9 protein-coding genes and 1 pseudogene are annotated in these 18,703 nt (G+C 58.3%); 3 read left to right on the top strand and 7 right to left on the bottom strand.

Features of this window, described 5'->3' with window-relative positions:
* Nucleotides 1-9: 9 nt before the first annotated feature.
* Nucleotides 10-8,841, bottom strand: coding sequence for a CHAT domain-containing protein (locus KR51_RS06970; RefSeq protein ID WP_022606260.1), 8,832 nt, complete (start codon nt 8,839-8,841; stop codon nt 10-12).
* A 727-nt stretch (nt 8,842-9,568) separates the two neighbouring features.
* Here KR51_RS06970 and KR51_RS06960 point away from each other — a divergent pair.
* Nucleotides 9,569-10,708 (top strand): DegT/DnrJ/EryC1/StrS family aminotransferase, encoded by a 1,140-nt coding sequence (locus KR51_RS06960; protein WP_084202419.1) that lies wholly within the window; start codon nt 9,569-9,571, stop codon nt 10,706-10,708.
* A gap of 479 nt (nt 10,709-11,187) precedes the next feature.
* Here KR51_RS06960 and KR51_RS06955 read toward each other — a convergent pair whose 3' ends face one another.
* The 3 genes from KR51_RS06955 to KR51_RS06950 all read right to left on the bottom strand — a co-directional run bounded on the left by KR51_RS06955 (nt 11,188) and on the right by KR51_RS06950 (nt 13,128).
* Nucleotides 11,188-11,667, bottom strand: a complete 480-nt coding sequence (locus tag KR51_RS06955; protein WP_269634892.1) for a M67 family metallopeptidase — start codon at nt 11,665-11,667, stop codon at nt 11,188-11,190.
* A gap of 108 nt (nt 11,668-11,775) precedes the next feature.
* A complete protein-coding gene (psaX, locus tag KR51_RS18145; RefSeq protein WP_022606255.1) occupies nt 11,776-11,919 on the bottom strand; it encodes a photosystem I protein PsaX in 144 nt (47 codons plus the stop codon).
* A gap of 909 nt (nt 11,920-12,828) precedes the next feature.
* The gene (locus KR51_RS06950; RefSeq protein ID WP_040655475.1) at nt 12,829-13,128 is read right to left on the bottom strand and encodes a hypothetical protein; all 300 of its coding nucleotides are present in this window, start codon (nt 13,126-13,128) and stop codon (nt 12,829-12,831) included.
* A 73-nt stretch (nt 13,129-13,201) separates the two neighbouring features.
* On the opposite strand from KR51_RS06950, the pseudogene KR51_RS06945 reads away from it, so the two are divergent.
* Nucleotides 13,202-13,522, top strand: a pseudogene (locus KR51_RS06945) (transposase); the annotation flags it as partial.
* 340 nt (nt 13,523-13,862) lie between these two features.
* Here KR51_RS06945 and KR51_RS06940 read toward each other — a convergent pair.
* Nucleotides 13,863-15,446, bottom strand: coding sequence for a B12-binding domain-containing radical SAM protein (locus KR51_RS06940; RefSeq protein WP_022606253.1), 1,584 nt, complete (start codon nt 15,444-15,446; stop codon nt 13,863-13,865).
* Nucleotides 15,447-15,776: 330 nt separating this feature from the next.
* Here KR51_RS06940 and KR51_RS06935 point away from each other — a divergent pair, with 330 nt between their 5' ends.
* Nucleotides 15,777-16,067, top strand: coding sequence for an IS630 transposase-related protein (locus tag KR51_RS06935; RefSeq protein ID WP_022606251.1), 291 nt, complete (start codon nt 15,777-15,779; stop codon nt 16,065-16,067).
* 221 nt (nt 16,068-16,288) lie between these two features.
* Here KR51_RS06935 and KR51_RS06930 read toward each other — a convergent pair whose 3' ends face one another.
* Together KR51_RS06930 and KR51_RS06925 are read right to left on the bottom strand one after the other, a co-directional pair.
* Complete coding sequence (locus KR51_RS06930; protein WP_022606249.1) at nt 16,289-17,074, bottom strand: hypothetical protein; 786 nt, start codon at nt 17,072-17,074, stop codon at nt 16,289-16,291.
* Between the two features lie 404 nt (nt 17,075-17,478).
* Entirely contained in the window at nt 17,479-18,015 is a 537-nt protein-coding gene (locus KR51_RS06925) for a P-loop NTPase family protein (RefSeq protein WP_022606246.1), read from the bottom strand.
* Nucleotides 18,016-18,703 lie beyond the last annotated feature (688 nt).

Here is an 18,703-nt window from a genome sequence, read left to right as displayed (position 1 = left end):
GACAATGCCCTACCAGGGACTGCCAATTGCCGTGAAACTCGCCCAATAGAACGGGTGCGACAAATCTTCTTCGATAGCCGCCGCAGCTTCGGGGAGTGCATAGGTGCCGGAGGGTCCGACGACATCCCCATCGACTTTGCTGACAGCCCCTTCGATGAGGGCAACTTGAGCCAGCTGCAGGGCTTCTGCTTTAATCGGCGCCGTGTTGAGCTGGTTGTAAAACTCTGTCATCAAGCCGAGCGTCCCCGTGTCGCCCACGTACCAAAGACTTGCTACCACCGTCTTGACACCCGCTTGCACTGCTAACCCGGCGAAGCCCAACTCGTAGCTCTCGTTGCCGACCGCCGTCCGGCAGGCACTCAGTACCATCAATTCCACGGGTGGTTCGTTGAGACTGAGATCCCGAATTCGGTCCAAGCGCAGGCGCTCGTCGTAGAACTGGATGTAAATATCGTTGGGGTCGTCGAAACGGAAGTCGGCGTGGGTTGCGAGGTGGATGATGCCGGTGGGGTTGCTGCGCCGTTCGGCTTGGAAGTTTTCAATCGTGAAGTCTTCGTTCAAGACCGAGTCGCCGCGCCAGAGACGAGTGGCGATCGCGGGGACTTCGACGCTAACGGCGGGCAATGGCACCTGCTCTTGTTCGCCGGGAAACTCGGAGGCTCCTACTGCATAGACGCGCAAGTCTTTGACATCGCGGTAGAGGTTGTCGTTGAGGCTCAAGCTCGGCGCGAGACCGGCACTATAACGCTGGGCGACAAACTGCTCGCCATCGTGGAGGGCGGCAACGGGGAGCAGGCGCAAACCTCTGGGCATTATGAAGAGGAGGTTGTCGATCTCGTTGGCAACCAGGTCGGCTGCAAGCGGTGCCAGCATCCAGTTATAGAGCTGCTGTGAGGGTTCGAGGTAATCGTCCGTACCGATAAAGCGCGGGTCGGAGACGAACCCGTACATAGTCTGAGCGAGCTCGAGCACCTCTGCACGGGTCGCGTCGGGAACGACAAGGCGCTTGGGCGGGCTGTCGGGCGTGACCAACAAGATTTCTAAGCGATCGTCGTCGCGGTAGGGAGGGGTGAGGGTCGGGCTGGCTTTCTCTTCGGGAAGCGACAGAAAGTTCTCGAAGTCGTTGGTAAACTGTGCTTCGATGCGCTGGAAGTCGCCAGCAAGTTTGCGGTCAGCAATATCGGTGACTTGAGCGTGCAGCTCGGGAGAGGGTGTGGGATCGTCTGGGGTGGTGCCAGTGCTTTCGGAAGTTGGATCGGTCGGGAGTGCGGCCGTTAAGGTTCTTTGTGTTGAGATTGCAGGCGCGCGCGATGCCGTTTCGCCCGCGATCGCGGCAGGGGCGAAGTTGACGTAGAGCAGTGCGGACTTGATGCCGGTCGCTCGCTCGATTACTTGCAAGATCTCGCGCGCGTCCTCGATCGTAAGGATCTCGTCTTGGAGGTCCGAACGGAAGGCAAGATTTTGCGTAACGGGGCGCTGCTCTTGCCGCAAAGGGTTGGCTTCGGTATTCGCCGGTAGGAGTGGAGTCTCGGGATCCCCGCTGTCGGTAATATCGGGGTCGACGTCATCGACGGAGATGATAGCAACGTTGCCCTGGACTTCCGTGAATAGGTAGGAACCGGGCTCGATCGTGAAGTCACCGCTGGTGGGGACGCCCTCAGAGCCGTTGAGTTCGGAGTCACCCACGATGAAAGGAATCTCGCCGTTGCCGCCGTGACGGATAGTAATCGCACCGCCATCGCCATCGCTAGAGCTAGTGGAAATGCTGACGGGGTCGGCGTTCGGGTCGGCGTTCGGGAGTGTGTCGGTGATGCGCACGAATCCGGGCGTCTCGATATCGACCGTGCCGCCACCACTGCCCCCGCTAGCGTCAATGGAGCCGACGACAATGTTGCCATCGCTGCTGCTCGAGAACAGGGACACGTTGCCGCCACTACCTTCACCCCCACTGGCGTTAAGTCTGAGAGTGTTAATATCCCCCTCGGCTGTAGAAATCGAGATCGTGCCCCCAGAGAGACCGACATCGCTAGAGGTGTCAATTTCCCCGCTCGCACTGAAACCGGTGGCACTGGTGCTGACAATCGTGCCGCCGGCGTTGAAGCGGCTCCTCGACACGATCGCGCCCGTGTCGGTCCGACCGCCAGCGCTGAGCGCGATCGTGCCACCGCTTCCCTCATCCGCACTAGCATCAAGGGTTCCGGAACTGGTGTCGATGTTGCCGCTGCTGCTGGCGATCGTGATGTTGCCGGGTAGGCTGTCGGCAATGGTGCCGCGCGCGTCGAGGTTGCCCGTAACGATCTCGGTCTCGGCAGTGAGGGCGATGTCCCCAGCATCGGGAAAACCGATTTCGCTGACAGGAGTAGGAGTCGTATCGATCGTCCCACCCGTCGTATCGATACTACCGTTGCTGGCGATGCTAACGTCACCGCCGCCGGTTGCGATCGCGCCAGATCGAACCTCAAGACCGCCCTCGAGAGCAACGTCACCGCCGGGCAAGGAAGGGCTGGTGGTGTCGATGGCGGCGCCAGAAAAGTCGATAGTGCTGTTCTCGGCAACCGCGCTGATGTCCCCACCTTGGGATTGGAGCGACCCGCTGGCGGTCGTCGTCCCTGAGGAGTCGCTGGCGGTGTTGGTCAGGTCGATGCTACCGCCCTGGGTCGTGACGGTGCTGACGGCGAGGTCTTGGTTCGCGGCGATCGCAAAGCTAGCATCGCCCGTGCCCGCGATCGTGCCATCGGCCGCAATCGAGCTGCCTTCGAGGCTCGTTGGGTCGGTAAAATTTGCAGTGTCGCCGAGCGCAACTGAAATCGAACCAGTCGTGCCACCGCCGATGGAGATGCTGGTGAAGCCGTCGGTCAGAGCGGCAAGATCGTCGGCGGTGAGATCGAGGGTTTCCGGATTGGGGTCTCCACCGTTGTTCCCGCCAACCATCCCAAGGGTAATACCACGACCGACCGTTCGGTTGTTGAGCGCGATCGTGTCGCCAGCAACCGGACCCAATAAGTCGATCTCATCCCCAATTAGGGCGATCGCGTTATTCACGGTCGCGCGGGAGAGCACGATCTCGCTGCCGGAGGCAAAGAAACTGGTTAGCGCCGCGCTGGAGCCGATCGCAGCTTGGACGTCCACCGACCCGTCACCGGCCGCGATCGTTAAACTCTGACCGCCGGGTGTCGCCGCATCAACCGTGCCGGTAATCGTCACGTTGCCACCGCCACCGCTACCCGTTGAGAGTGTCGCATCGGTGCCGACAATGACGTTGTCGTCGAGGAAGATATCGGTGTTGTTCGTGATGATATCGGCGTTGAGGTCGATCGTCGAAAACGATCCGATGAGAGTAATGCTGGCGTTATCGGTCCCGATGAGACTTGCCGCGATCGTAAAGTCGGCTGCTCGTAACGTCGTTGGATCGGTGAAGGTTGTCGGCGTTGCTACTGTCAAGTTGCCGGTACTGTCGCTGCGACCGATTTCAAGGCTGGCAAAGCCATCGGCCAGTGCGTCAAATGTGGGGAATGAAAGTGCATTGGGATCGCTACCGCCGATTAATACATCGCGACTGGGGTCGGCTGTCTGCAATGTAAGCGTCCCCGTCCCCGTTACGCTATCCACACTGCCGAAGGCGATCGCGCCATCGCTCGTTAGGATGAGGCCGTTGTCTCCGACATCGAGGGAGTCGGGGAAGCCAATGACGTTGCCGGCAGTCAGCTCGATGGTACTGGCGATTACGACGCGATCGCCGTAGGTCTGACTGCCGCTGACGGTAACGTCGCCATCGAGCTGCGTAATGCCACCGGGGTCGGTGACTAACTCTGCAGCAGTGACGTCGCCGAAGCTCGTCGTTCCGCTACTGGATACGGTAATGAGTCCGACATCGGCGATCGCGCCGCCGAACGTTGCGTTCCCAGTTCCGGTCGTTGCGGCAAGATTTTCGCTGCCACTGCCAGTAATCGTGCCGGTTACGATGACGTCAGCACCGGAAGCACCGCTGCCCAGGGTGTTAAGAAGCGCATCGCCGGTCAAGGTTAGGTCGCTTAGGAGGATAGGCGTTCCCGACGTGGTCAGCGCCGCACCCAAGCGAGTGTCTCCCTCCAACGCGATCGCGGCACCGTCGCCCAGGGTTAGGTCGTTCAAAATGTCGATCGTACCGCCCGGTGACTGCAGCAGTACCGAATCGTTCAGCACCACCGAACTACCCGTCGCGATCGTACCCGTCCCGTCAGCACGCCCGATTTCGAGCATTTCGAAGCCGTCGACACCTGACAAACCCGTCACCGAGAGAGCTGGTGGTGCCAACGCTTCCAGGACGATGTCGCTCTCCGGCGTCTGCGGGGCGATGCCGAGCGTGCCGCCCGTGCCCGTTACGGTCCCACCCAGAGGGAAGGCAACCGCTGTAGTTGCATTGAGGGTCAGCGAGCCGCCCGCGACGACGTCAGCATTGAAAGCGATCGCGTTGCCGGTCAGTATCGTATCGGGAGCTGTGGTCACCGGGTCGCCGAAAGTTTGGTTGCCGGTGGTGGTAACGCTACCGCCGTCGAGCTGCGTGGTTCCAGCTGGGTCGGTGGTGAGTCCGTCAGCCGCAATTGTGCCGGTTGCGCGCGTAATACCCGGGCTGACAAGGGCGAGTTCGCCCAGCGGCTCGAGACGGCCGACGTTGTCGCCTAAGGTGATGTCGCCGAGGCTGGAGGCGATCGCGAGGTCGTTCGTTTCGCCGGTCTGGCTGTCGATCGAGCTGGCGAAGCTGATGTCCCCTCCCGCTGCAAGGGCGATGTTGCTGTCGATCTGCACCGGGTCGCCGAAGGTTAGGGTGCCGGTGACGGTGATGTTGCCGTTGAGTTGGGTAGTTCCAGGCGTATCGGTGACGACGAAGTCGAGCGGAACCAGCGCGCCGACTGCACCGAACTGAGTGACGCCGCTGCTATTGGCGCTAAGGTGTTGTGCGCCGGGAACCGTGCCGTCGATGCTGCTGTTGAAGCGCAAGTCGCCGCCGCTCTCGACCGCAAGGCTTGCCGTCAGTAAGATGGCATCGTCGTAAATCTGGTCGCCGCTGGTAACGATACTCCCGCCACCGAGCAAGGTCGTGCCGCCGCCCGACATGTTTAGGCTCTGGCTCGCGATCGCGCCGAACAAGGTCGTAGTGCCACTACTATTAAAGTCAATAGCTCCGAGATTGGCGATCGCGCCGTTGACCGTGATATCGCCAATCCCGGCAATGACGTCGAACGCTTCGGTCCCTGTTAACCCGGAAACATCACCAGCTATCAGGATCGCCGCACCGGGTTGGTCGTTGAGGGTGGTGTCGAGAGTGACGTCGGCCGCGACGATCGTATTGTCGTCGATCGCGATCGCATTGCCTTCTGTACGTATATCAGCGTTGAGAGTCGTAGTGCTACCAGAACCGATCAGGGTCACCGAAGCATCGTCAAAGCCAGTAATCTGACCGCCGATCGCTAGACTACCATTCGGCGACTGTAGCGTCAGTGGCGCGCTGAAGTCGATGGGCGCGAGAACGCTCAGCGTACCACTGCCGACCGGGTTGCCAATTACAATCGCGGCAAAGTCACTGCCGAGGACGTCGAGCTCGTCAGCAGTGAGATCGAGGGCGGGCGTCGTGTTATCGGTCCCGCCGAGCGCGATCGGTTGCTCTGGCAATGCTGGAGAGAGCAACAGTACGCCCGAGCTGTTGATGGTTGTACCGAGCAAGTCAATTTCGTTGCCGGCCAGAGCGATGTCGTTGTTTGCGATAACATCCCCGCCTAGCGTGACAGTATTCCCTGCTGCGCCAAAGGAGGCTACCGGCGTCGTGCTGCCTACCGAGCTTTGCAGAGTTGTTGTCCCCAAGCCGGATACGATCGAAAATTCTTCATCGCCGTCGACGGCATCGACCGTACCGGTTACGAGCACGTCGCCGCCGTCCAGCTCGTTCGTGTCGAGGATAGAGCTGCTATCAACCAATATATTGCTCTCGATAACTATACTATCCCCTTCGGTGACAATGTCTCCAGCTAGGGTTGTTTGCAGCCCCTGGAGTGTGATGCTAGCATCATCGACTCCAGCGATATCGGTGTCGATCGCGATGCTACCGGCTGGCATTTGCAGCAGCACCGGATCGTCGAAAGTCAGGGGATCGATCGCGGTGAGGGTACCGCTGCCGTCCACGCGCCCGATCGTAATTTGCGCGGCTCCTTCGGCGATTGCAGCTAAGTCGGTAAAGGTCAGAGCCAGCGATGAATCCACGTTTCTGCCGCGCAGGTCGATGTCTTGAGTCGCATTAGCCGGCGAAATCGCCACGACATTGCCCGTTGCAATGATGGAATCGGTGCCGCCTACGAAGTCGATCTCGCTACCGGTGAAGGTCACGCCACCGCCCGTACCGCTGGTGACGATGCCACCTGCGAACAGTTCGCCCCCAGCACTTAGGACAATTGGCGCGCTGTTACTGCCTGCTGTCGTGTTGAGGGTGCCGAAGCTGGTATCGACGTTGCCATTGGTACTCGTCAGAACAATCGTGCCGCTGCCGATATCACCACCGGTAACGATCCCGAGCGTATTAATGTTGCCATTCGTGGTGAGGAACACACCGCCGCCCGTCCCGCCAGTGCTGCCGGTGTCGATATTGCCGCCGCGCGTGTCGATCGCGCCGGAGCCAGCGAGAACGTCTAGAGAGACATTACCGCTGAGACCGCCGCTCGATCGCGTCACGATCGCGCCCGTGCGGATTTCCCCCCCTGCATTGGTTAAGAGCGAGACCTCACCAGCGGCTGCACTGCTCCCCGTCGACGTGTCTAGGGTGCCGGCAGTTGTGTCGATGCTGCCGGCTGCACCGCCAGCGGTCAGATCGATATTGCCGCCGATGCCGTTGCTGGAACCGGTGGCGATGTTACTCGCCAGAATGCTCCCGTCAACGGCGAAAATCGTCACGTCGCCACCGTTGCCGCCCGCACCGGTCGTTTGAATATCGGTCGTCAGGATATCGCCATCGTCAGCGAGCAGAAACACGTTGCCAGCCGCTGCTGTTGACGCACTCGCATCGATGCCGCCAACAACTGTTATGCCCGTCCCGGCATCCAAGTCGACAATACCAGCATTGCCACCAGAGCTGCTCGTCGAGATTGTGCCCGTAGCGATCGCTCCGCCAGCCGTCAGGTCAACAACCCCGCTATCTCCCGGCGCGATCGACGTCGTTGCGATATTCTGCGTCGCGATATTACTGTTCGTTGCCGTCAGCACCACATCTCCACCCTCTGTAGAGATATTCTGCGTTGTGATATTGTTCGTTGCCGTCAGCACCACATCTCCACCCTGTGTAGAGATATCGGTGTTAAGGATGATGTCGTTCCCCGCACTAAAGCTAATGCTTTCCCCGGTGATCTGACCTAGATCCAGGACGGCTGCTGCCTCAGCCGAGATGTTGTTCTGTGCTTCGAGCACGACATTGCCCATTAGCGAGGTGAGGGCAACGTCAGAGATCGTGAAATCGGTGGTCGGACCGCCATCTGCAAAGAGAATTTGATTGTCCGACAGTTCGCCGTTATCGGGTGCGTCCGCTTCCGCAACGATGAAGATGTTGCGCGGGTCGAGCAAGATCGTCCCGTCACTGCCCGCTGGCGCACTGGCATCGATGCGACCATTCACGAACAGTTCCTCGCGACCGGATACCTCTACAAATCCTCCTGCGTTGCCGGCCCCGGCACCGCGAGCGCTAATCTCGCCGGAGAAGCCCGCGACTCCATCCGCCCAGATGACGACCTTGCCCCCTTCCCCATTGACCAGGGCATCGGCCGCGATCGTACTCTCGGCGTCTACAAATACCCGCTCGGCAGTGGGCAGGGGACCGACCCCGCGCGCGTCGCCGCCAATGAGGACTACCCCGCCACCCCAGTTGCCCGACGCGTCGATGTCTGCCCCGACGACGGCAACGGTGTCGCCGAACACCTGCACGCCTGCCGCCTCGATCGTGCCCGAGGCGATCGCGCTGCCCGGTCCCCCCGGCACCAGCTGCCCGGTAGCATCCACTGCTACGGTCTGTCCTGCCGCGGTCAAGCCGGTGGCAACGTCACTTCCGCTCCCGGTCAACAACTCGGGCAAATGGTTGGCAGTGACTATCTGGTCCGGCTGGACCTCGATTTCTAAGCTCAGCAGGTGCCCCGGCAGGGAAACTCGCACGCGATTGGTCCCCTCCACCGCCGCGAGCGTGACGCGTCCGTCGTCCGCACTCAAGGTGCCCGTGTTTGCCACCGAACTGCCTAGCAGTAACAGTCCGTGTCCGTCCGCAACGCTCAACTCGCCGGCATTAACAATCGCTCCGGACTGCGCATTGAAGGCAAACACGTTCGGGTCGCCACCTAAGTTGGTGTAATCGTTTGCACCGCTCGCGTTAAACCACCCCCCGTCCTCAAAGCCGATACCAGTGGCAGTTGCGGCCGTGAAGTCGCCCGGGACGTTGAGCCGTGCTTCGGGACCGAAGATGATGCCCGCCGGGTTGATCAAGAACAGATTTGAGTTGCCGCCACTGACTTCGAGCAGTCCGCGAATCACCGAAGCGTTCCCGCCCGTGACCCGCGACAAGATATTGCGAATGTTGGGATTGGATAGGAAGGTAGCAATTTCGTGAGGTTTGAGCCCGAACTCGCGAAAGCTGTGGAAGAGGTTGGAGCCATCCCCAGAGAGCGTACCGCCCGAAATCGTGTAGCGATTGCCATCGGGCATCACCACCGTCGCCGTGCCATCAGCTGCCTCGACGATGCTAGGCGTGCCATTCTGTGCGCCGGCCGGGGCGGCGATCGCCAACGCGGGGACGAGCGCAAGCAGCCAAGCGAGGGATTTCTTCGCGATCGAGTTCACGCCACCTCCTGACGAACAGCCGCCCCAATGCCCGGGCTGTCCGGCTTACGAGGATTACATTAACACCTCCCTCTGAGTCCCGACACGATCGCGGTAAGCCACTTTACAATTGGACTGATGGCCGAAACAATCGGGATGGTGCCTGGCTCTGCCTAGATTCTGACTGGGCGCGATCGTCCGGCTTAATTTTCTTTAAGTATTAAATTTTGTTGTCCCGTCATAAATCGAGAGGTCTAACTTCTCCTAATTAGTTTCGCTTGCGGGCTCGATTTATGACGAAGCCCGCAAGCGAACGACAATTCGCATCCAGATTTAGCAGTCGCCAGTTCAGTTGGAACAACTTGCTTCATCCAGCCAGTGCCTCTGGGACGGAGGGTGTCTCAACCGGGATGACAATTGCTATCCCTCAGCATCCTCCGACTCATTGTTGGTATTTACAACACTGGCATCGTTGGGGTCGAACTGCTTCACCGGCAAATTGCCTGACGCTCGATGAGGATGGCACGCGATCGCCCGCACCCCATTGCACGGAGTCCACTTTAAGCTTTGCCAAAATACCAAGTCTTGGGTCTTGGGTCAGCAGCCGGTCGCTGGCTCATTGGCACACATTGTAAGCAGTGGTTCCCCAGGGTTGTAACAATGGGTTAAAATCCCCTCATCACGCAGCAGTTGCGATGCGTCTGCTGCGCGGGGTGATTCCTGCGAACGAGACGGGCGAGTGAAGGCGATTACAACGATTCCTCCTGTGGACTTAACGCGGCAGCACGCGCTCCTCAACGCGCAGTTGCAAGCAGCGGCTATTGAAGTACTGCATTCTGGCCGCTACATCGGCGGCGAGAAGGTGGCGGAGTTCGAGCGCCAGTTCGCGGCTGCAATCGGTACGCGCATTTGTGCCGCCTGTAACTCGGGGACTGACGCCTTGCTGTTGGGGTTGCGAGCCCTGGAAATTGCTCCAGGCGATGAAGTCATCACAACCCCGTTCACCTTCGCAGCCTCGGTAGAACCCCTCGCCTTTGTTGGCGCGCGTCCGATCTTCGTCGATATCGATCCCGCAACTTACAATCTCGAGGTTACCCAAGTCGAGGCGGCGATCTCTGCGCGCACGCGCGCTCTATTACCCGTCCATCTCTTCGGACAGCCGACTGACATGACGCAACTCGGCGACATCGCCCGCCGCCATGATTTATTGACGATCGAGGACTGCGCTCAAGCAACGGGGGCCTGCTGGGGCGATCGCGCGCTCGGTAGTTTTGGCGAAATCGGCTGTTTTAGCTTTTTCCCGACCAAGAACCTCGGGGCTTTGGGCGACGGCGGTGCCGTTACGACCGACGATCCCGAACTTGCCGCGCGCGTGCGGATGTTTGCCAACCACGGACAAGTCGGACGCTACGATTACCTCGAGATCGGCACCAACAGCCGCCTCGATGCCCTACAAGCTGCATTGCTGTTGGTCAAGCTGCCACACTTGGACGCATGGAACCTCCAACGCTGCCAGATCGCCACCCGCTATTTAGAGCTTCTTGCTTCGCTGCCGGGTATTGCCTTACCCATCACTCTCCCCGGCGGCACCAGTGTCTGGAACCAGTTCACCTTGCGAATTCTGGACGATCGCTCTGATGGGGAACCCCGCCGAGATCGCATCCGCGAGCATCTGCGCGCCGCTGGGATCGATACGATGGTCTACTATCCATACCCACTCCACTTGCAACCGGCTTACGCCTATTTAGGTTATCGCGCCGGTCAGTTTCCTTACGCCGAACGCGTTGCACGTGAAGTCCTGTCCTTACCGATGTTCCCCGGTTTGACCGCCGACGAACAAGAACGCGTTGCCCTTGCTCTCAAGGACGCGATCGCTGCAGTTGCCTAGTAGGGCTTTAAGGATGTTTTAGTAGTCCTTACAGTAAAAAGAAGGGTCAGCGTCGGAAAGCTGGGACCCCTTTAAATGATATTGCTCGGCAATAGGCCTTAACTCTCTCGAGGCCGGACTATCTACATGTCGTGGTTGGCCGCAGGCAAATCAGGGCATAGTTTACAGACAACTTTAGCAAACACGATCGATCGAAAATGTAGCACCCCACCTCGGTTTTTAATGATAGCTTTTACCTTGCCCTTTCTCCTTAAATGTCACTGCCTACCTCACTACCGATGCCAAGCAACCGGTTCTCTGTAAAAAGGAATGATTAGGGTAGGGAAACTGCTTAACCATCCCTGCAGCAATAACTGCCGTGACTTAAAAAGATATTGCCCGTCTCAGTGTTGCCGAGTGCGAGACTTTCTACTAGCTCATCCAGCAACAAGGTGGGTCTGCTAGTCTAGCATTGCCTTTGATTTTTTTACAGGTTCCTTTTATTCTTCAACTCCAGCTGCGCGTATGCACAGTGCCTCCGGTCGAAATGCATCAGTGGCTTCATCTAATCGCCAGCAGCGGACCTCTGCTACTCGACCTTGCTGCACGGAAGCAATGAGGTAAGCATATGCAGCCCAAGCGATCTCGCGATCGAACGCCGACGGCACGGCTTCACTGTCCGGATGCGAGTGATAGACACCAACGATGTCAAGTCCGCGATCGCGTCCGGACTTCTGGGCCTGCAGGAGCTCGCGCGGGTCGATTGCAAAGCGATCGCGCGCGCTCCCTAATGTAGCCGCCTCTGGGAATAGCTCGGCAGCTGTCGCGTCCCAGGCATTTTTCGCGATCCATACCTCGGCGACCGTCGTGTCTGTTTCTGCGGCTGTGCCGAGTAGCAAACCACAGCCTTCGTAAGGGTAGGCCCTAGCCAAGTGCTCGCGAAGCTTTTGCCAGAGAGCGGGACAGACTATGACGGTCAAGTCAGATAGCAGTCGCGACGCGACTGAGCGAATGCGGACGTGGCGGCCCGATATAGCGGCAGGGCTCGAACTCGGCACTGCCGCTCTCGAACAAACGCAACTCTAACCTTAGATATTGAAGATGTGGAAGTAGATTGCAGCTACAACCACATTCACGACTAATAGAAAAATTCCCATCGCAGTACGGAACGGGTAGGGAGGCTGTCCCGACCGGGCAACGGGCATGGTTGGCTTTTCGGCATTAGTTGTCATGTCAGTTCTCCTAAAACGCTGACTGGAGCGACGACCAGCACGAGGTCGCCAATTTACTAATCTTAAATCGAACTGGACTTTGGACAATCGGAAACCTCCCTGCAGTTGGGGCAGGGAGTACACGAGCACTGTTTTTTTTGCCTCAGGTCACGGTTGATGAAGCTCGCTTCGCGCAACGACATCGCGGTGGGTGACGTTTGACGATTGGAAGAGGCACTCGCGGGATCGAACTGACCCCGATGCGGCGACCCGATGGATTTCCGCGCTGTTTGACCGATTGGGCTGGACTCCCTGCCACCTGAATGATTCGCTTGAAGTCCTGTTGCACCTGAGCTGGACCCACCCGTCCCGCTTTGCACTCGGGTAGAGCGTTGCCAGGGCAACGGCAGCTGATGCACCTGGTGCCGCGCTGCCCACACCTGACCGCAGGCCAGACAGCTCAAGCTCACCCAGTTCGCCACTCGGTCCACCTCGGGGGTCTGGGACGTCGTCAGCAGCAAGCAGCGTTTGAGGAACCGGAAGCCATGCTCTTGCCCGAACCGCCGACCGTAGAGCTGGTGCGCCCGATCTGCCGACATCTTCTGGCGCTGATGCCCGGAAATCATCAACCACATCGGGGTGTAAAGCGGGTTGCCCGTCTCATCGGTGACGCACCAGGTCGAAGGGGCGCTGGTGCACGGGTTGGGTCCGAGAGCCGCGCATCAGCAGATTGCACCAGCGCTGGGAGATGACTTGTATCAGTGCTGGCGATGAGTTCGCTGCTGATGGGCACGGTCCAGGCAGCGGCTTGCTGAGGACCGAGTCGCTGTGACCGAGGCTGACGGCGCTTGGGCGGGCACAGCGTTGGCGGCGTCCAGGTACTCGCGGTCCATTAGGGTGTGGGCGTAGAGTCGGGGGTAGCTGGTGCTGTCAATGCCCCAAAGCCAGGGGTCGCCAGCGCGCGGCGGCGGCAGGGTCGCCGCCAGCACCCGCAGCACCCGCTGGCCGGTCAGGTCGCAGGTCGGAACCCTCGCACTGAACCGGGAAAGCGCGGTCGATGGCTGGGTAGAGGGCGCTCAACTGGGGCGTGAAGGTCGGAGAGAGGGTGAGCTGAACGACCAACTGGGCAGGGCGGTTGCTGCAGTGGGCATCGAGGAGATTGGGGATGGTGTCTCGGCGAGTGGGCGACGCTGGCTTAAAGGGCTGGGCGAAAACGCTTGGATTGGTCAAGATGAGATTGATCTTTTAGGGGAGAGGTTGAGGGTGGGAGTTCAGCCATCTCGGCAGTCGGTGTTTCGAGAAGTACCTGGAGCAGTTTGTAGCGCTGTATCCGCGGAACCTGCTCGTGATGGAGGTCGATGGAGCGGGAGCGCACCGAGCGGGAGCGCTGCAAGTGCCGGGCAACGTAAAATTGCTGTTTCAGCCGGCTTACAGTCCCCAGGTGAATCCAATCGAGCGGTGCTGGGAATGGGTAAAGAGCGGACTGAAGTGGCTGACCTGCGGCGATTTGGAGGAACTAAGAGAGCAGGTCAGGAAGCGACTGCAGCTGGCGGGACGGGACCTCATCGCCTCGCTGAACGGGTGGCGGTGGCTCATCGACCAGCTATCCGTGTCAGGACTTTAAGGAATTGGTATAACAGTCCTCGGGTTGAAAGCACTGAAAAAGCGTTCGTCTTGCTCAAGGGCGGCTTCAACAGGGTCGAGCCGGGGTCAGAGTCCCTTCCGTAGAGCCCCCCAAGACCTATTCCCCTGGCTGAATGGCCAATCTCTTGAAACCCCTGAAGTCTCCCCACGAGGTTGCTTAGTTTGAGGCAATTGTGTCAGTCAGTCCGCCTATTCCCTCTCGCGGGGCATGTAGCCGATTTCGCGCAACCCGACTACGCAAACACCTTCTAACCCCAGATCGATACGAAAACGCTTTTGAAGAGCACCAAGGATTCTGATGCTCCTATCTCACGAAGCCATTATGCAGCCACAGTTTGCGAGGACTCACAGGTACCATTACTTTCACTAGCAGCTCGCATCGTAGCGCGATCGTGCAGCTGTGCCTCGATTTGGTTGCGCACTAACTGGCGGTAACTGAGGAAGTGTTCGCCCAAGGCACATACTGAGAGATAGTGCTGCCAGTGTTTGGGCTTGGCTTGCATGATGTGAAACAAATAAGGCCAAAACTTCCAGCGGGTCTTGCGGACGATACCCTGTCGCCAAGCAATCGTCAATAATGCGCGGATGACCGCGAGCTGGGGACGGCGCAACTTGGTCTTATGTCGAGGCTCGCCCATCAGTAAAAACTGGCGATAAGTCCTCTCCAGGTACTTCACTGGGTCGTAAAGTTCCCAAAAGGTGCGAATGTACTCCTGTGCGATCGCCTCAATAGGACGCGTGGGCACGAAGTTCATCAGCGTGGTTTGGTTGATGTTGGCACCTTCGCCCAATAAACGACCTTCTCGATCGAGTCGCTGCCACAAGGCTGTTCCCGGCAAGGCTTGCAACATGCTGAACATGGCCAGTGCAATTGACGTATTCTCGACAAACTGTACGACGCGATCGCCGGCACCCGGCTTTTCGCCATCGAACCCGACGATGAAGCCTGCCGTGACGCGCAGCCCGTGATGTGCAATCGCCTGCACCGACTGATTCAAAGAGTCGCGAGTGTTTTGAACTTTCTTAGCAATGGTCAGACTTTCCACATCTGGAGTCTCAATCCCTAGGAAAACTGAATTGAAATTGCACTCCACCATCAGCTCCATTAGCTCCGAGTCCTGAGCTAAGTCAACCGAAGCCTCGGTATTTAAGAAGAAGGGGTAATTGTGCTCTTCCATCCACTCTTTAAGGGCATGTAGCAATCGCTTGACATTGCGCTTATTGCCGATAAAGTTGTCGTCTACCAGAAAAATACTGCGACGCCAGCCGAGTTCGTACAGGCGTTCCAGCTCGGCAATGAACTGCTCTGGTGTTTTCGTGCGAGGTTTGCGTCCGTAGAGCACAATGATGTCGCAAAACTCGCACTGAAATGGACAACCGCGAGAAAACTGCACCGACATGTTGTCGTAGGCATCCATTTCGAGAAGATCGTAGCGAGGGATTGGCGTCTGCGTCACGTCCGGCTTCACTTCAGAACGATAGGTGCCGCTCGTTGCACCTTGCCCCAACGCTTCGACAAACATCGGCAATGTGATTTCGCCTTCATCTAAAACCAGAAAGTCGGCTCCGCTGGCCGCAGCTTCGCGGGGCATAGACGTTGCATACGGCCCTCCTACCGCAACGGGAACACCTCTGCGTTTGGATTCTCGAATTTGCTGCGCGAAGTCGTCTTTCTGGACGATCATGGCAGACACAATGACTAACTCCGCCCAATTCCATTCAGCTTCTGTCACGTCGCGGACGTTACGATCGACGAGTTTGAAGTCCCACTCCTGTGGCAGGATGGCAGCGACAGTAACTAGCCCTAACGGCGGCAGCAGGGCTTGGCGGTTGACTAACTTCAGCGTCCGCTCGAACGACCAGAAGCTGGGCGGAAACTGAGGGTAGATAAGTAAAGCGCGCACGGTACAGCTAGCCTCGCTGAATTTGAGTTCACTCTATCCTGATTTTGCTTGCCTGTGGCAGCAGATCGCCTGCGGGATGAAGGAGTTGCAAGCTATCCTGCCCCAAACGGCAGCTACTTTCAGAATCGCTTTCTCAATCTCTACGAGTCGATTAAACACGCGGCCGCTCCCTCAAAGCTTCTGTTGCACCCCTGCCAGAGACGCTATACAACGACAGCTGCGACTAATTCGTCTCGCGTCGCCAATGACAACTCAGCCATAGTTGCCAGGCTTCAGGACATACTAAGACAGGTCTGAGAACGTATAGCAAACACTGTTCTGTATAGGACGGTGGATGAGAACGTCCAGCACCGTCTCATCCCATGCCCAAATCGCAGCCATGACCTTCGCGGCAAAGTCCTCAACGCGATCGAGTGGGGTGATATGACCATCGCGGAGGCAAGGACTGACTTCTATATCAGTCGCAACCCCATCTACCACTGGATGCAGCGCGATCGGGAAACGCGCGACCTACACCCGCCGCGCAATCCCTACGGCGATCGCAGCCATACGGTCGCTGGCTGGGAGCAGTTCCTATGCTTTATCGAATTATCGAAGCTTATCCCGACCAGACGCCGCTGAGTCTTCGCCAAGTTGTGGATGGTGGGCATCAGTCGCCGCACCATCTTCCGTTCGCTACGCAATTCGGGAAGCAATGGAGCTCGCTCTCGGCAAGCTGTCCTAGTCTGCGTATATTTTTATTTTTTAAGACCCGAGCATCAGAAAACACTGATGTTGCAGAACCCATTTCACCTTATAGAGTTTGCATGCTTATCTATTTCTGCACCAAGTTAAGTTCGTCTTCAGTGCACCCGATCCCCCCTCCGTTGGTCGGGCAGCGACAAGCGGCGGGTGGGAACCCAACGGAATAATAGGAGTACAACCAAGGCAATCGCCAGGCCGCCTGCGGTCCAAGCAATGCTCGGCACAGAGTGATTGCGGACGGCGATCGCGACACTCGCCCAGACGAACACGAGGGGAAAGGCGACATCGTGGCGGCGCAGGGTAACGATCGCGGCGATCGCCCCGGAGAGCAACACAACGACGACCGTCCAGACAGCAGGGGAGATGCCCCAACCAGTCCAGTTACGTTCGTAGAGGACGGTGGCGACGTTGGCAACGGTGGCGACGCTAATCCATCCGAGGTATGTACTCATCGGGATGCAGACCAGCCAACGTTGAAGGCGCGCAGGGCGATTGCTGCCAATGCCAGCACGTAAGTAACCCCATATCAGCGCGAGCAGGATTGCGAGCATCGCCAAGAGGGATAGGTCGAAGCGTCCGGTGAGGAAAAATTGCACCCAGGCGATTTGAGCGGCGCTGGCGATCGCGGGGGCGTAGCCAAGCTGCCGCAGTCGTAAGTTGGTACGTTGCGCGGGCAGCAATTGGTAGATGGCGAAGCACATGAGACCGAGATAGATGACACCCCAGATAATGAAGGCGTAGTTGGCGGGGGTAATCAAAACGTCGCCGAAGCGCGTGTTGGCAATTTCGCCGATGCTCTCACCGTTAGCCGGAGCGACGTTCGACCAAACGTTAGTACCGAAGGCCGCCAGGATAGCAAAGAGGGTAATGAGTTGCTGAAGCACGAGCGCCCCGTAAACTTTACTTCTGGCAACATACCCTACGCCTCACTGGATCGCGATCGCGCAGGCGGCAGATCTACGCCTCAAAGGCCCGGGGAAGCATGGCGATGCCGCAGCTCGAGTATCGCCTGAGCCTGAAACATCCCGATCGGCAGGGCTTATACGCACTACTCCACGAAGGTTGCTTTTCGAGTGGCTCAGAACAAACCCTAGCCTCCTGAAACAACCTCTTTGCAAGAGCTATCACCAAGCACATACATAAAGTCTCTGCCATCAATGTCTCGGGCATCAATGTCAGGATCCCTGGCAAGGAACAATCGCTGTAAAAATCAACAGTAATAGCGATCGCAGCGGACTCCCAAGCGATCGCCTCCCGATCCCATGTCAGCTAAAAACCCGACTAAAAACTATGGCTGATGCGAACGGCGGATTTCGGTAATTTGGTCCGCTAGGTCCAGAATAGGCTGGGGCATCTCGGGTCCGGTCAAAATCAGATCCACCGGCGCGGGGCGATCGCGCATCAACGACAACACCTCATCCAGCGGCACCAGACCAAAGTGAACCGCCAAACTCAGCTCGTCGAGCACCACCAGTGCGTAGCGCCCTTCCTCGATAACCCGAGAGGTATGCTCCCATAACCGCCTCAGCGCCGAAATCTCACCTTCCTCGATCTCTGCCGTATCGATAATGCGCGTTAGATCGCAGCGCAACCAATCCAGATGCTGGCCCAACCGGACCGCGTGCTCCGTGCCCTGACGAATGCCGCCCTTAAGGAACTGAACCACGAGCACTGGAGTACCCTGTGTTGCCAGCCGCAGCGCTTGTGCCATCACACCCGTAAAAAAGGCGCGCTGAGCTCCGGTGAATACCTGAACCAAACCCTCGACCCCGCCGGGGAAAGGCGCGTCGGAGCCGAGCTTGGACGTTTCGATTTGTCCGACCATGGAAGCCTACTGATGTAGAATCAATGGGGAGTCTTTAGGGTTCTTCAGCCCTACGCTCTAACATCAAACACTAGATATGGAGCTTCGTCAAGTTCGCAGACGCCAGATCGATCCCTGTGAACGCCGCCCATGGGATCGTCGCGCGACTGCCTCCCAAGCGCGCGGACCTGAAATCGACTGCAGCACGCACACTCTTGATGATACTAATGTACTGCACATCATGCAAGCAATCGCAACAATTGCTGTGGTTTATTGGTGTAGGTCAAACGTTGCCGGTCGGTGGATGGTGGCGGGCTGCTATCAAGCCTTGACGCCCCCTCTTCCTTGTTCGTTTCACAGTCGACCCTCAAACACATCGACTGCGACCTCGCGTACTTCACCGCCACGCAGCAATTTGCCCGGACGCACTCGTACCCGCTGCTGCACGTCCACCTCATCCCTTCGGTAGCTTGTCTGCCATTATACGGACGACACGGATCCGGCAGTAAACGCCCCGGATGCTCGCTAAGATCGCTGCCCAATGTCACAACGAGAACGCTAACTCCAAGGTCGACGCCCTAACCTGGATTATTCACGAAAAGTAGAGCCTGTAAAGTTTTTTGTGTAAGCGGTCAGAGAGATAACCCAATAGGAGACCGCAACCCATACCCAGACGCAAGTCAGAACCCTCCGAAACCGATCGGCTCCT

Source organism: Rubidibacter lacunae KORDI 51-2 (assembly GCF_000473895.1).
GTDB lineage: Bacteria > Cyanobacteriota > Cyanobacteriia > Cyanobacteriales > Rubidibacteraceae > Rubidibacter > Rubidibacter lacunae.
Note: the sequence above shows the minus strand (reverse complement) of the source record. Positions and strands in the feature narration are given on the sequence as shown.

Bases quoted from the DNA above. Each gene is read 5' to 3' on its own strand.
- psaX (WP_022606255.1), bottom strand. From the start codon at position 11,919: ATGACAACTAATGCCGAAAAGCCAACCATGCCCGTTGCCCGGTCGGGA.
- KR51_RS06925 (WP_022606246.1), bottom strand. From the start codon at position 18,015: ATGGTCGGACAAATCGAAACGTCCAAGCTCGGCTCCGACGCGCCTTTC.